This window comes from Humibacter soli, from assembly GCF_054779035.1.
In genome coordinates this window covers 567,168-580,453 of sequence record NZ_BAAGYX010000002.1, presented here as the reverse complement: position 1 = coordinate 580,453, position 13,286 = coordinate 567,168, and the positions used below count along the sequence as shown (strand labels likewise).

The window sequence follows — 13,286 nt, the reverse complement described above, 5'->3', positions numbered from 1 at the left end:
CTACGGAGCGACGACTGGTGAATTACCTGAGCGGCTGGGCAGGCGGCGGGCGGCTCTCGCACAGCCGCGCGCACCGTCGCAGGGTCGGCGTAGAGTGCGGGCATCCGCGACGACTCCACGGGAGATCGATGATGGCCGAAGCAACCTGGGATGACGTGCGCCGCCTCGCGCTCGCGCTGCCCGACACTGAAGAGACCATCAGTCGCGGCAATGCCTTCTGGCGGGTGCACGGCAAGGGGTTCGTGTGGGAGCGCCCGCTTCGTGGTGCCGACCTCGCTCATCTCGAGCTCTCCGAGCAGCCGGGTCCCGTGCTCGGCGCCAAGGTGGATGACGAGGCGACGAAGTTCGCGCTCGTGTCATCCGATCCGTCGGTGTTCTTCACGACGCCGCACTTCGACGGCTACCCCGCAGTGCTGGTCTGGCTGGACGCCGTGTCGCTGGAACGCCTCGAGGAGATCGTGACGGATGCCTGGCTCGCGGCCGCGCCCCGCGCCGCAGTGAAGGAGTGGGCGGCCGCCCGGGAGGGGTGAGGGCTGTGCGACCTCAGTCGTCCTGCTCCGTGGGACGCACCAGGAGCTCGTTGACCATCATGTGGCGCGGCCTCGTGACCATGAATCGGATGGCCTCTGCGATGTCGGAGGCCTGCAAGGCCTCCATCGTCGCCATCCGCTTGGCCTGAGCCTCGCGCACCTCCGGCCGGAGGTGATCACGCAGCTCGGTGGCGACCGCGCCCGGCTCGACGATGCCGACGCGCACGTGACGGCGGCTGAATTCCTGCCGGAACGACTCGCTGAATGCGCCGACGCCATGCTTCGTGAGGTTGTACACGGCGGATCCACGCTTCACCTGACGTCCGGCCGTCGACGAGATGTTCACCAGGTCCGCGACGCGTCGTGGGGCCTTCTCGGCGGCCTCGAGCAGGTGCGGGAGAGCGGCCTCGGTCACCGAGAGGAGCGCGCGAAGGTTGAGGTCGAGCATCCTGTCCCACTCGTCGATCGGGGCATCCTCGATCGGGCCGAGCAGCATCACGCCGGCGTTGTTCACCAGGATGTCCAGCCTTCCGAACTCCGCGACCGTGCGGGCCACAGCATCACGCGCCTGCTCCCGGTCGGTGATGTCGGCCTCGACAGCGAGGGCCGCCGTCCCCGGTACCGCCGGATCTGCATTCAGCTCCCCCTCGAGCCGCGCCAGGCGGTCGCCGCGACGGGCCACGAGAGCGACGGATGCCCCGCAGCTCGCCAGCGCCCGCGCGGTCGCCTCCCCGATTCCACTCGACGCACCGGTCACCAGGGCGACCGTTCCCGCCAGCTCCGTTCCCGCCACGTCTGTTCCCGCCTGATCCCGCGCTTCAGCCATGGGGTCAGGCTAGGCGGTGTCCCCGACTCCCGGTCGCGGCCTCACGCTCGCTCATCGGAAGGACGAGATCGAGACGGAAACCGTCATCCGTGCTCTGCGCGTGCACGGAGCCGCCGTGCGCCTCCACGATGCCGCGCACGATCGCGAGACCCAAGCCCGCACCCGGCGTTGCCCCCGGGTCCCGCTCGGTGGTACGCGCTGCGTCGGCGCGCCATCCGACATCGAACATGCGGCCCAGGTTCTCGGCAGTGACGCCGTCGCCCTGATCGATCACGCTCACCACCAGCTGGTCGTCGTCGATGACATCCGCCCGCACCACGACGGTGCTGTCGGGCGGCGCGTGACGCACGGCGTTGGCCAGCACGTTGGCGATCGCACGGGTGAGCTCGCGCGGGTCGGCCCACACCATGTGCCCCTCGATGCCTTCGCCGGTGATGGTGATTCCCCGTGCCTTCGCGACGAGCGCCAGATCCGAGACCGCGTCGCTCACCAGATCGAGCAGCACGACCGGTTCGGGATGCAGCTCGAGAGTGCCGCTCTGCAGCTTCGACAGTTGGAACAGGTCATCCACCATCCGGTCGAGGGTGTCGGACTTGGCGCGGATGAGCCGGATGTACGCATCCGGATCGGGTGCCGTTCCCTCCTCGAGCGCCTCGGTCATGGCGCGGATGCCGGTGAGCGGCGTGCGCAGGTCGTGCGAGATCCATGCGAAGAACTGCTTGCGTACATCGTCGAGCCCGACGATCTCGGCGCGCGCCTCCGACAGTCGTTGGGAGGTCTCAGCCAGCTCGATGGAGACGACATCGAGCTCGGCCAGCCCCGTGGATTCGGTCTCGAGAACATCGCCCTCGCCGAGCCGACGGGTCGCTCCCACCAGCCGGTCGACCGAGATGCGGGCCATTCTTCCGGTCACCACCCACGCGGCGGCCAGCGACAGCACTGCCGAGATGACGATCACCCACACGAGCACCGTGAGGTCGTGGTCTGAGAGGTACATCTCCGCGGCGACGACGATGGTGGATGCCACGATCGACGCGAGAGCCCCAGCCAGCACGATCGCGAATCGCGCCGCGACGCCCGCACGGCGCAACCCGTACAAGACACCCATCGTCGTGACGGTGATCACTGCGGTCGCGACCAGGGTGGTGACGGTGATCAGGAGCAGGGCGTCGATGCTCAGCACGGTGCATCCGCCTCCACCGCCAGGCGGTAGCCGGCGCCCCACTCCGTGCGGATGAAGCTCGGATACCGCGGGTCGGGCTCGACCTTCTCGCGCAGCCGCCGCACGTGCACGGTGACGGTGGAGGCATCCCCGAAACCCCATTGCCACACCTCGCGCAGAATCTCCTCGCGGCTGATGACGCGGCCGGGGTTGCGCACGAGGTAGAGGAACAGCTCGTATTCGCGGGTCGTGAGCGCGAACTCGCGATCATCCGACCAGACGCGGCGATGCTCGGCGTCCACTCGAAACGGACCTGCCGAGAAGGTCAGCGGCGCCGGCGACACCGTGCTGCGACGCAGTTGGGCGTTCACCCGCAGCTGCAGCTCGCGCAACGAGAACGGCTTGGCGAGATAGTCGTCTGCCCCCGACTCCAGGCCGCTGATGCGATCGTCCACACCGCCGAGCGCGGTGAGCATGATGATCGGCACGTCGCTTATCGCTCGAACCCGCCTGCACAGCTCGTCACCGTCGAGACCGGGAAGCATGCGGTCGACGATGAGCAGATCGGGGATGCGGGCGGTGACTGCCGCGAGCGCGGTACCTCCGTCGCCGTGCTGCACCACGTCGCATCCGGCCGCTCGCAGGTAGTCCGCGACGACGGTGCGCACGGTTGCGTCATCTTCGACGACCATGACGCGGGCTCCGCTCTGCATGAGTTCGAGCGTAGGCGTGCCCACATGAGGTGGTGCCCGCATGAGACATCCCATTCCTTACGGCGTTGAAAGAAAGCCTTACGGGTCTGAAATGTTCGGCTCACGGCATGCTCGCCGCGGTTTGACTGACACGCGGAGCCGCTGCACCCGCGGCGTACGAAGGAGAAGACCATGAAAACGATCACCCGACTCGGTGTGGCCGCCGCTGCAGCCATCGCCCTCATGGGGACCGGGGCCATTGCCGCCGACGCGGCTCCGGCGAATGCCGCAGGCAACGCTCATCCTGTCGGCACCGTCTTCGCTCAGACGGACGGTCTTGCAGGCAACACCGTCGTCGCATACGACCGCCTGTCGGACGGCACGCTGCGCCAGGCCGGCGTCTACGCGACGGGCGGCGTCGGACTCGCGCTCGCCGGATCGGTCGTCGACCATCTCGCGTCGCAGAGCTCTCTCGCCGAGCACGGCGACGCGCTGTTCGCGGTGAACGCCGGGAACAATACCGTCACGTCCTTCGCACGGATCGGCGACAAGCTCGTCCGTCGCCAGGTCATCGACTCGGGCGGCGCCGCGCCGGTGAGCATCGCGGTTCACGACAACCGCGTCTTCGTGCTCAACGCCCGCGCCGGCGGGTCGATCCAGGGGTACCTGAACCTCGGCGGTCACCTCATCGAGGTGCCGTCCTGGCACCGCGACCTCGGCCTGAATCCGAATGCGACGCCCGAGTTCACCAGCACTCCGGCGGAAGTCGCCTTCACGCCCGACGGATCGAAGCTCGTCGTGTCGACCAAGGGCGACACAAGCTCGTTCGACGTGTACCCGATGAGCCTGCTGCGCGGGCCGAGCACGAGCCCCGTCGTGACGCCGCTGCCGGGAACCGTGCCCTTCGGGTTCCAGTTCGACGCTGCTGGGCACATCGTCGCGACCGAGGCGGGTACGAACTCTGTGGCATCTTTCACGGTCCACGCCGACGGCGCACTCACCCAGAACGCCGTGGTGGCGACCGGGCAGGCGGCGACCTGCTGGCTGGTGATCGACGGGAACTACGCGTACGCCTCCAACGCAGGCAGCGGGTCGCTCAGCGGATACCGGGTCGGCCAGGGCGGATCTCTCACCCCGGTGAGTACGACGGCGACCGATGCCGGAACGGTCGACGCGGCCGCCAGCGCCGACGGTCAGTTCCTCTACGTGCAGACAGGTGCGGCGGGCAACATCGACGAGTATCGCGTGGCGCCGTCCGGCTCGCTCACCAAGGTCGGCTCGGTCACCGTGCCTGGCGCCGTGGGCGGCGAGGGCATCGTCGCGAACTGAGGCGGAACAGAAGCCGGCATCTGCCGCAGGGAGGGCTGCGGCGGATGCCGGCTTCGGTGATGCGCCACCGGATGGGCTCTAAACTCTCATGGTGACTTCCCGCATCCTCGTCAAGAACCTCGCCGCCCGTGAAGACGGCCCCGTCACCGTCTCCGGATGGGTCGAGACGGTGCGCGATCAGAAGAAGGTGCAGTTCGTCATCCTGCGCGACGAGTCGGGCGACGTGCAGCTGGTGCACCCGCGCGCGGCGGCGCCCGCAACGGAGGTCGTCGAGACCTCTGACGACGTCCCGGTGGGCGTGAGCGTGACGGATGACGTCGCCGAGACCATCTCGTCGCTCACACTCGGCTCCTTCATCACCGTCACCGGCGAGCTGAAGCACGACGAGCGGGTGAAGCTCGGCGGCATCGAGATCAAGATCGAGTCGCTGACCGTGAAGACGTACGCGCACCCCGAGCTTCCGATCGCGGCGGACTCCGCCCTGGACAAGCGACTGGACTACCGGTTCCTCGACCTGCGTCAGCCGCGCAACACGCTGATCTTCCGCGTGCAGACGACGCTCGAGCACGCCTGGCGCACCTGGTGGATCGACAACGGCTTCCTCGAGGTGCACACGCCGAGCTTCATGGCGACGCCGGCGGAGTCCAGGGCCGAGCTGTTCCAGCTCGACTACTTCGACATGGGCACCGCTTACCTGGCGCAGAGCCCGCAGCACTTCAAGCAGATGGCACAGGCCGCCGGGTTCGGCAAGGTGTTCGCCATCACGCCCGTGTTCCGTGCCGACCCGTCGTTCACCTCGCGTCACGCGGCCGAGTACACCTCGGTCGACGCCGAGATGAGCTGGATCGACTCCCACGAAGACGTCATGGCCATGCAGGAGCAACTCATGGTCGCCGGCCTCACGGCCGTCAAGGAGAAGCACGGCGACGAGATCCTCGCCGCCTTCGGCATCGAGGTGCAGGTGCCGACGACTCCGTTCCCGCGCATCCCGCTCGCCGAGGCGCACGAAATCCTCAAGGCCCGCGGCTACACGGTGCCCCGCGAAGACGGCGACATGGACCCCGAGGGCGAACGCCAGATCGCCGCCTACGTCAAGGAGACGTACGGTCACGACTTCGTGTTCCTCACCGACTACCCGCTGTCGATCCGGCCGTTCTACCACATGGTGGATGACGAGACAGGGCTCACCAAGAGCTACGACCTCATCTACAACGGGGTCGAGATCACCACAGGCGCGCAGCGGGAGCACCGCATCGACGTGCTCGAGGCTCAGGCAACCAAGAAGGGACTCGAGCTCGCAGGGCTCGACTCGTACCTCGACTTCTTCCGCTATGGCATCCCGCCGCACGGTGGCTTCGGCATGGGCCTGGCCCGCGTGATGATGCTGCTGCTCGGCGAGGCGTCGATCCGCGAGGTGACGTTCCTGTTCCGCGGCCCGACCCGCCTGACCCCGTAGGACCATCCCGCGATAGCGCCATTTGCGCTCTATTGCGCCAACCAAACTGGCGCAATAGAGCGCAAGTGGCGCAATCAGAGGTAGGGGTCGGACGGGCGCGGGCGTCAGGCGCGGGGCGTCAGGCGCGGGGCGTCAGGCGAAGGCGGCCGCGTCGTAGTACGTGACGTGGGATGTCCACCCGTGCGGCATCAGCAGGTCCGACCACTCCTTGCGAGCGGCATCCGTGTCGAAGCTCACATCGACGCGCTCTCGCCACCTGCCGTCCGCCATGCGCTGCAGCGTCGCCTCCCACGTGACCCCAGGGGTCTGCTTCGCCTGAAGTCGAAGGTGGAGGCCGATGCCGCGTTCCTGCGACAGCAGCTTGATCAGCCCCGAGTAGACGGATGCGCGTCCCACCTCCTCGAACCACGGTCTGAGGCTGCGTACGAGCACGTCCGCGCTCCACAGGACGGTCGTCGGGAAGCCGGTGCGCGACTGGTAGATATCCACAGCGATCACGCCCGGCACCCGCCGCAGAGTGACGCGCACGTGGTCGCGGGTGACCCCTTCCTGCGCGGCGGAGCGGAACGAGATCGGAACGGCGGGCATCGCCATGTCGAAGCCCACGCGCTGCGCCGCGTAGTCCGCGATCGTCTGCGCGCCGGCGAAGAACGGGCGGATGCCCTCGAGATACCTGGCGACCTCAGGCGAGGGAGGGCTCTGCTCGATCGCTCCTGCCGTCTCGGCGTAGCTCGGCGAGTGGTGGGTGACGGCGATGCGGTAGCCGAGCGGCAGCGGCGGACCGGCCTTCACGGTGAGCCATTCGGCGGCATCCCCGGCGACGACCATGCTCGGGATGCCCGGCGCGGCGCCCTCGACGATGATCGGGTTCTCCCGTCCCTCGAGCCGCGGCACCGCGTCGAGCACGTGCTCCAACGAGAGCACGGACACCGTGTGCGGCAGGCGGTATCGTCCGATCGGCGACCCGGCGGTCACCAGGTGCGTCACGGTGAAGCCCTCGCGTTCGGACACGTCGGCGATCTGCGTCGCCACCATGCCGCCGAGGCTGAACCCAGCGACCAGGACCGGCTCGCCTGAGCGGATGCCGGCTTGCCTCATCGCCTCGACGGCCGCCCTCGTCAGCGTCGTCTCGTGCATCGACAGCGCGACGAAGTCGGCGGTGAGGTCGTTCGGCGCGACGCCGGCCCGCGGATGCCACGTCTGCGTGCTCGGGAGTTGCACGAGCCAGCGGCGGCCGGGACGGGCATCCGGCTGCGCCGCTTCACCGGTCGCAGGCGTCGGCGCTGGTGCGTCGATGCTGACGACCCGGATGACCGCGACCTCGGCACGGTCATCGAGGTCAGGGTCGCCGAGGTCGTCGATCTCGCGTTGAGAGATGAAGAGCTCGCGCAGCCCGTCGATGCGGATGCGGCGCACGGCCGTGAGCGCCAACCCCGGCAGCCCGAGCACGTCGGGAAACGGCCCCAGCGCCAGCCCGGCGAAGTGCGTCGGAGTGTTCCATCGAGACAGTGCCGGCTCGAATCGGCCGGTCGCCTCAGGGTCGCGCCACCATTCGAGGAAGTCGGCGCGCTGCGGAAACGATCGCCGCAGAAACTCCTCGTACGGCATGACCGAGACCTCGGTGCCGTCGTCGAAGTATCCGCGGTTGCGGCCCAGCCCGACGAGCTTGGCCTCGAGGCCCGGCACGTTGAACACCGCGAGGTACGGTCGTGCGCGGAACCGCGGCAGCACGAGGCCGACCAGCGATGCCAGCAGCGCGAGCGGCGCGAACAGAAAGCCCGCCGTGCGCGCGGCGAGCCCGATGGCGCGAGGCAGCGTGGCCACCCACGCGTCGTTCATGACGACGGCTCGGTCATCCCGATCGATAGGCGGGCGCAGCTCGAACGGATACGGATGACGCGCATGGCCCCGCACCACGAACCAGCACCAGTCGACCACCGTCATGACCAGCCAGACCACGGCACGAACGATCCACGCGACGACCGCGATCACGACCGCGAGCACGCCGACGGCGAGCAGCACCACGGATGCCACCGCGACCAGCACCGACAGCCCGACCCATCCGGCGATGCCCCGTGGGCGACGCATCCACGGCGGCAGCTGCGCAGCGGGGGTCTGCTCCGCGTCGGTCTCCGGTGCGCTCATGCCGCGCGAGACCGGACACAGGCAGTGGATGCCCGCGTGCTGGGATCACGGCAGGAACGGGCATCCGGGTTCATGCGATCCAGCATAGGGACGGCCGCCGACCACGCAGTGCCGCGCGGCGACGGCCGCGCCCGTACGATCAAGGCATGCCCACGCTGACGAACCTCGTGGCCGTTCCGGCCGGGGACTACCTGATGGGATCCGACCGCTTCTACGCCGACGAGGGGCCGGTGCACCGGGTTCACGTCGAGGCTTTCGAGCTCGACGCGCACCCCGTGACGAACGAGCAATTCGCGCGGTTCGTCGCCGACACCGGATACGTGACGCTCGCCGAGCGCCCGCTCGACCCGGCGGACTTTCCGGGTGCCGACCCCGCCGACCTCGTACCCGGCGGACTGGTCTTCACACCGTCGACCGGGCCGGTCAATCTGGCCGATTGGCGCCAGTGGTGGTCGTGGGGCGCCGGGGCGAGCTGGCGTCACCCCTTCGGACCCGAGTCGTCGATCGACGGCAAGGAGCGTCATCCCGTGGTGCAGGTCGCGTACGAGGATGCCCTTGCCTACGCCGAATGGGCCGGCCGACGCCTTCCCACCGAAGAGGAGTGGGAATACGCGGCTCGCGGAGGCGCCGACGGGCGGATCTACGCGTGGGGTGACGAGCTGCGGCTCGACGGACGTCTGATGGCCAACAGCTGGCAGGGCAAGTTCCCGTACCTGAACACAGCGGCCGAGGGGTGGGTGGGCACGTCGCCGGTCGGATCGTTCCCGGAGAACGGCTACGGCCTGGTCGACATGATCGGCAATGTGTGGGAGTGGACGACCACCTACTACTCACCTCGTCACGACGTCGCGGCGTCGCGATCGCTCGGACTGCTCGATGTGAGCGGCGGTCCCGCCGAGGCCCACGCGCACGTGCACGCCCACGACGCTCAGCTGCACGAGCACGGTCACGACCACCACGACGATCACGATCACGGCCCGGATGCCGCACACGACGCCGAATGCGCCTGTGGCCCCAGCGGCTCGGTCCGCCCGCAGACTGCGACCACGTCAGCCGCCCGCACGGAAGAGGATGCCCGCAAGGCCGCTGCGAGCCGCGAGCCCGGCTCCCTGACGCCGCGCCGCACCCTCAAAGGTGGATCGCACCTCTGCGCACCGGAGTACTGCCTGCGCTACCGCCCGGCCGCGCGCTCACCGGAGGCCGAGGACACCTCGACCACGCACATCGGCTTCCGTCTGGCGCGCTGAGTCGCACCGTTGGTTGAGGAGCACGCCGAAGGCGCGCGTCTCGAAACCACCGCTCGCACGGGCACGGGTTTCGAGACGCGCCGCTCCGCGGTGCTCCTCAACCCACGGAAGGGACGCGCCGCTCCGCCGTGCTCCTCAACCCACGGAAGGGACGCGCCGCTCCGCGGTGCTCCTCAACCGGCGGGAACGGGAGGGCGGCGGCGCTCAGACTGTGAAGTCGACCCCGGCGCGACCCACCGTGTTGGCGCGCACGAAGGCGACCACCTCTTGGTGAACCGGGTGGTTGACGTAACGGTTCAGGCCGTCCTCGTCGTCGAACTCCGAGACCAGCACGACGTCGAAATTGTCCGCAGGCCCCGCGTCGTTGAGCCCGACGTCGAATGACCGGATGACATCGATCTGCGGCGGCAGCGAGAGCAACCTGTCGCGGAGCTCCGTCTTGATGCGCCCACGCTCGTCATCCGTGTCGCCTGCGACCTTCCACGTCACAATGTGCCGAAGCGTCATCGTTCCTCCTCTAGAGTCCGGCCACGATCGTATCGGCCGTGACGCGTGATGATGCCGTGATGCCGGACAGCGCGGCAGTCGGCAGAGCGCAGTGCGGTCAGCGCGGTGCGGTCAGCGCAGTGCCGCGGTCAGCGCGGTCGTGAGCCGATCGGGGTCCACGCGCCAGTAGGTGTGCTGCCTGCCGTCGATGAGCACGACGGGGATCTCCTCCGCGTAGCGATCGAAGAGCTCGGGCTCGTCGAGGATCGAGCGCTCGACGATCGCGATGCGTGAGTCATCAGGAAGCGTCTCGGTCACCCGATGGATGACCTCGCGTGCGTCGTCGCAGAGATGGCATCCCGGCTTGCCGATCAGCGTGAGCTGAACAGCAGGGGCCGGCTGATTGTCGGGCACGCCTTCAGCCTACGGTGACCAGCGGCTACGAGGGTACGAAAAAGCGCCGGGGCACAGCCCGGCGCTCGTTCGTGCGTAGTGCTTACTTCTTGTTGCGACGCTGGTGGCGGGTCTTGCGAAGCAGCTTGCGGTGCTTCTTCTTCGCCATACGCTTGCGGCGCTTCTTGATAACGGAACCCACAAAGACCTCACAAAAGTTCATCAGGATGCTGCGGGGCGCCCGGCAGCACGATCGCCCAGTCTACCATCCGCGAAGGGGTGGCCCGTCGCGGTCATCCCACTGCGGTCAGCGACGACGCTTGGGACGCACCCGATCGACCACGCTGGAGACCCTGTGGCTGGTGTCGGCGAACACCTTGCCGACCTGCGTTGCAAAGTCCTTCGTCTCGTCCGTGATGCCGGTGACGGCGCTCACGTCGATGTCTTCGATCTCGAATCCGCCGCTGGTGAACGGCATCAGCCAGTCCTCGATCTCGTCGAGCGGGGAGACGTCGATGCGGTAGTAGCGGTGCTGACCCTCTTCGCGCACCGTGACCAGATCGGCCTCGCGTAGCACCTTGAGGTGCTTCGACACCGTCGGCTGACTGAGTTCGAGCTCCCCCACGATCTGCGAGACGCTCACCTCGCCGCTCTCCGAGCTCTCGGAGGCCTCGAGCAGCACGCGAAGGATGTCGCGCCGTGTGGCATCCGCGACGATGTCAAAGATGTCCGGCATCGTCCCAGGCTACTGGGCGGAGGCGGGCTGCACCATGCCTTTGCGGGCATCCGTCTCGCGTGATGCATGCCCTGAACGGCACGCTGCTGCACCCTTGCGATGCGGGTTCGGTGCCGCGATAGCATCGACCGCGCGAGGCTTTTGCGGGAGGGGCGGCCGATGCAGGCTGAGGCAGAGGCATCCCGACACCTGATGCCGACGACGTGGTGGGGACGCGTTCAACTGCGCATCAACACGTTCTCGGGCGCAAGCCCCTCGAGGTTCGCACTGATCGTCTTCACCACGCTGGTGCTCATCTTCACCCTGCTGTTCTCGCTGCCCGTCTCCTCGGCGACATCGACCGTGACCCCGCTGTCCGACGCGTTCTTCACCGCCGTGTCGGTGATCTGCGTCACGGGGCTGTCGACCGTCGACATGGCGACGCACTGGTCCGGGTTCGGCGACATCGTCGTCTACTTCGGTGTGCAGATCGGCGGCATCGGCGTGCTGACCCTTGCGTCGATCCTCGGCATGGTCATCTCCCGCCGGCTCGGGCTGCGCGCGAAGCTCATCGCGGCGAGCGACAGCAATCCGCTCCGAGTGCACGCCGGCCCCGTCGCCGAGGGACAGGCCATCCGCCTCGGGGAGATCGGCAGCCTGCTGCGAACGGTCGCGCTGAGCGGGATCACGATCGAGCTCGTCGTGGCCGTCGTGCTGTTCCCGCGGCTGCTGGCGCACGGCTTCTCGCTCTACGACGCCTCGCTCAACTCGCTCTACTACTCGGCGATGGCCTTCACCAACACGGGCTTCACCCCGAACGCGCAGGGCCTGACCCCGTTCGCAACAGACTACGTCTTCCTGTTCGCCCTGATGGTCGGCGTGGTCGCGGGCGCGATCGGCTTCCCGGTGATCTACGCCATCACGCAGAACCTGCGCAAGAAGGTGCGGCGCCGGTTCTGGACGCTTCATGTCAAGCTCACCGTCGTCACCTTCACGCTTCTGCTCGTCGGCGGCTGGGTGCTGTACCTCCTGCTGGAAGCCGGGAACACCAAGACCATCGACGCTCACGGACCGGGGGACGCCGTCTTCCAGTCCCTCTTCTTGTCGGTGATGGCGCGATCGGGCGGCTTCTCGGTGTTCAACATCGATCACCTGCACTCCTCGAGCATGCTCGTGACCGACATGCTGATGTTCGTCGGCGGCGGCTCGGCGTCGACCGCCGGCGGCATCAAGGTGACGACGCTCGCGGTGCTGTTCCTCGCCGCGCTGGCCGAGGCGCGCGGTGTCGACTCGATGGAGGCGTTCCGTCGGCGCATCCCGACCGATGTGCTGCGGGTCGCCGTGAGCGTCGTGCTGTGGGGTGCGACCATCGTCGCGATCTCGACCGTGACGGTGCTCGCGATCACGAAGGATTCCCTCGACCACGCCTTGTTCGATGTGATCAGCGCATTCGCGACATGCGGACTGTCGATCGGCCTCACCCAGGACGCACCGACGCCTGCGGTCTATGTGCTCGCCGTCACGATGTTCCTCGGCCGCATCGGCACCGTGACCCTGGCGGCGGCCGTCGCCCAGGCGCAACGCGGACAGTTCTACCAGCATCCGGAAGAGAGGCCCATCGTTGGGTGACCGCATCAAACACGACGCCCCCGTTCTGATCATCGGACTGGGCCGCTTCGGCGCGGCCACCGCGGGCCAGCTCGACCGTCTCGAACGCGAGGTGCTCGCCGTCGACACCGACCTCGCCCTGGTGCAGAAGTGGTCGGAGCGCATCACCCACACGGTTCAGGCAGACGCCAGGACCCTCGACGCCCTGCGGCAGATCGGCGCGCAGGACTTCTCGATCGCGGTGGTGGCCGTCGGGTCATCCATCGAGGCGTCGGTGCTCATCACGGCGAATCTCGTCGACCTGGGCATCCCGCAGATCTGGGCGAAGGCCATCTCGAAGTCGCACGGCACGATCCTGCAGCGCATCGGCGCGAACCACGTGATCTACCCGGAGGCGGAGGCCGGCGAGCGCATTGCACACCTGCTTGCGGGACGGATGCTCGACTTCATCGAATTCGACGACGATTTCGTGCTCGTGAAGATGTATCCGCCGAAGGTCATCCGCGGCATCACGCTCACGCAATCGCAGGTGCGGCGCAAGTTCGACATCACCGTCGTGGGAGTGAAGTCGCCCGGCCAGCCGTTCACCTACGCCACGGCCGACACCGTGGTCTCCGACCACGACCTCATCATCGTGTCGGGCGCCAGCTCCGACGTGGAGAGGTTCGCCGCGCTCGAGTAGCGGCGTGTCCGCGTC

General features: G+C 68.1%; 14 protein-coding genes. 6 read left to right on the top strand and 8 right to left on the bottom strand.

The window, feature by feature from the left end:
* Nucleotides 1-131: 131 nt before the first annotated feature.
* On the top strand, nucleotides 132-530 hold the full coding sequence (locus tag ACYVDN_RS15805; RefSeq protein WP_460573143.1) for an MmcQ/YjbR family DNA-binding protein: 399 nt from the start codon (nucleotides 132-134) through the stop codon (nucleotides 528-530).
* A gap of 13 nt (nucleotides 531-543) precedes the next feature.
* Here ACYVDN_RS15805 and ACYVDN_RS15800 read toward each other — a convergent pair whose 3' ends face one another.
* The 3 genes from ACYVDN_RS15800 to ACYVDN_RS15790 are packed head-to-tail and all read right to left on the bottom strand — an operon-like array spanning nucleotide 544 to nucleotide 3,231.
* Nucleotides 544-1,356, bottom strand: coding sequence for a Rossmann-fold NAD(P)-binding domain-containing protein (locus tag ACYVDN_RS15800; protein WP_460573142.1), 813 nt, complete (start codon nucleotides 1,354-1,356; stop codon nucleotides 544-546).
* 4 nt (nucleotides 1,357-1,360) lie between these two features.
* Nucleotides 1,361-2,539, bottom strand: coding sequence for a sensor histidine kinase (locus tag ACYVDN_RS15795; RefSeq protein ID WP_460573141.1), 1,179 nt, complete (start codon nucleotides 2,537-2,539; stop codon nucleotides 1,361-1,363).
* Complete coding sequence (locus tag ACYVDN_RS15790) at nucleotides 2,533-3,231, bottom strand: response regulator transcription factor (RefSeq protein WP_460573140.1); 699 nt, start codon at nucleotides 3,229-3,231, stop codon at nucleotides 2,533-2,535. The genes ACYVDN_RS15795 and ACYVDN_RS15790 overlap by 7 nt, the downstream gene beginning before the upstream one ends.
* Before the next feature lie 171 nt (nucleotides 3,232-3,402).
* Between ACYVDN_RS15790 and ACYVDN_RS15785 the strand changes: the two genes are divergently transcribed.
* Nucleotides 3,403-4,539 carry a lactonase family protein gene (locus tag ACYVDN_RS15785; RefSeq protein WP_460573139.1) on the top strand — a complete coding sequence of 379 codons (1,137 nt, stop codon included), beginning with the start codon at nucleotides 3,403-3,405 and terminating at the stop codon, nucleotides 4,537-4,539.
* A gap of 88 nt (nucleotides 4,540-4,627) precedes the next feature.
* A complete protein-coding gene (gene aspS / locus ACYVDN_RS15780) occupies nucleotides 4,628-5,995 on the top strand; it encodes an aspartate--tRNA ligase (protein WP_460573138.1) in 1,368 nt (455 codons plus the stop codon).
* Between the two features lie 132 nt (nucleotides 5,996-6,127).
* Here aspS and ACYVDN_RS15775 read toward each other — a convergent pair whose 3' ends face one another.
* Nucleotides 6,128-8,140: a hypothetical protein gene (locus ACYVDN_RS15775; RefSeq protein WP_460573137.1), complete on the bottom strand. Its 2,013-nt coding sequence runs from the start codon at nucleotides 8,138-8,140 to the stop codon at nucleotides 6,128-6,130.
* 146 nt (nucleotides 8,141-8,286) lie between these two features.
* On the opposite strand from ACYVDN_RS15775, the gene ACYVDN_RS15770 reads away from it, so the two are divergent.
* Nucleotides 8,287-9,387, top strand: coding sequence for a formylglycine-generating enzyme family protein (locus ACYVDN_RS15770; protein WP_460573136.1), 1,101 nt, complete (start codon nucleotides 8,287-8,289; stop codon nucleotides 9,385-9,387).
* Between the two features lie 204 nt (nucleotides 9,388-9,591).
* On the opposite strand, the gene ACYVDN_RS15765 is transcribed toward ACYVDN_RS15770, so the two are convergent.
* The 4 genes from ACYVDN_RS15765 to ACYVDN_RS15750 form a co-directional block, all read right to left on the bottom strand.
* Nucleotides 9,592-9,894 (bottom strand): Dabb family protein, encoded by a 303-nt coding sequence (locus ACYVDN_RS15765; protein ID WP_460573135.1) that lies wholly within the window; start codon nucleotides 9,892-9,894, stop codon nucleotides 9,592-9,594.
* A gap of 111 nt (nucleotides 9,895-10,005) precedes the next feature.
* Complete coding sequence (locus ACYVDN_RS15760; RefSeq protein ID WP_460573134.1) at nucleotides 10,006-10,287, bottom strand: glutaredoxin family protein; 282 nt, start codon at nucleotides 10,285-10,287, stop codon at nucleotides 10,006-10,008.
* Nucleotides 10,288-10,369: 82 nt separating this feature from the next.
* Nucleotides 10,370-10,468, bottom strand: coding sequence for a 30S ribosomal protein bS22 (locus ACYVDN_RS15755; protein ID WP_003792170.1), 99 nt, complete (start codon nucleotides 10,466-10,468; stop codon nucleotides 10,370-10,372).
* 105 nt (nucleotides 10,469-10,573) lie between these two features.
* Entirely contained in the window at nucleotides 10,574-11,002 is a 429-nt protein-coding gene (locus ACYVDN_RS15750) for an ArsR/SmtB family transcription factor (RefSeq protein ID WP_460573133.1), read from the bottom strand.
* Between the two features lie 159 nt (nucleotides 11,003-11,161).
* Between ACYVDN_RS15750 and ACYVDN_RS15745 the strand changes: the two genes are divergently transcribed.
* The gene (locus ACYVDN_RS15745) at nucleotides 11,162-12,610 is read left to right on the top strand and encodes a TrkH family potassium uptake protein (RefSeq protein ID WP_460573132.1); all 1,449 of its coding nucleotides are present in this window, start codon (nucleotides 11,162-11,164) and stop codon (nucleotides 12,608-12,610) included.
* Nucleotides 12,603-13,271, top strand: coding sequence for a potassium channel family protein (locus tag ACYVDN_RS15740; RefSeq protein ID WP_460573131.1), 669 nt, complete (start codon nucleotides 12,603-12,605; stop codon nucleotides 13,269-13,271). Before ACYVDN_RS15745 ends, ACYVDN_RS15740 begins: the two co-directional genes overlap by 8 nt.
* Nucleotides 13,272-13,286: the final 15 nt, after the last annotated feature.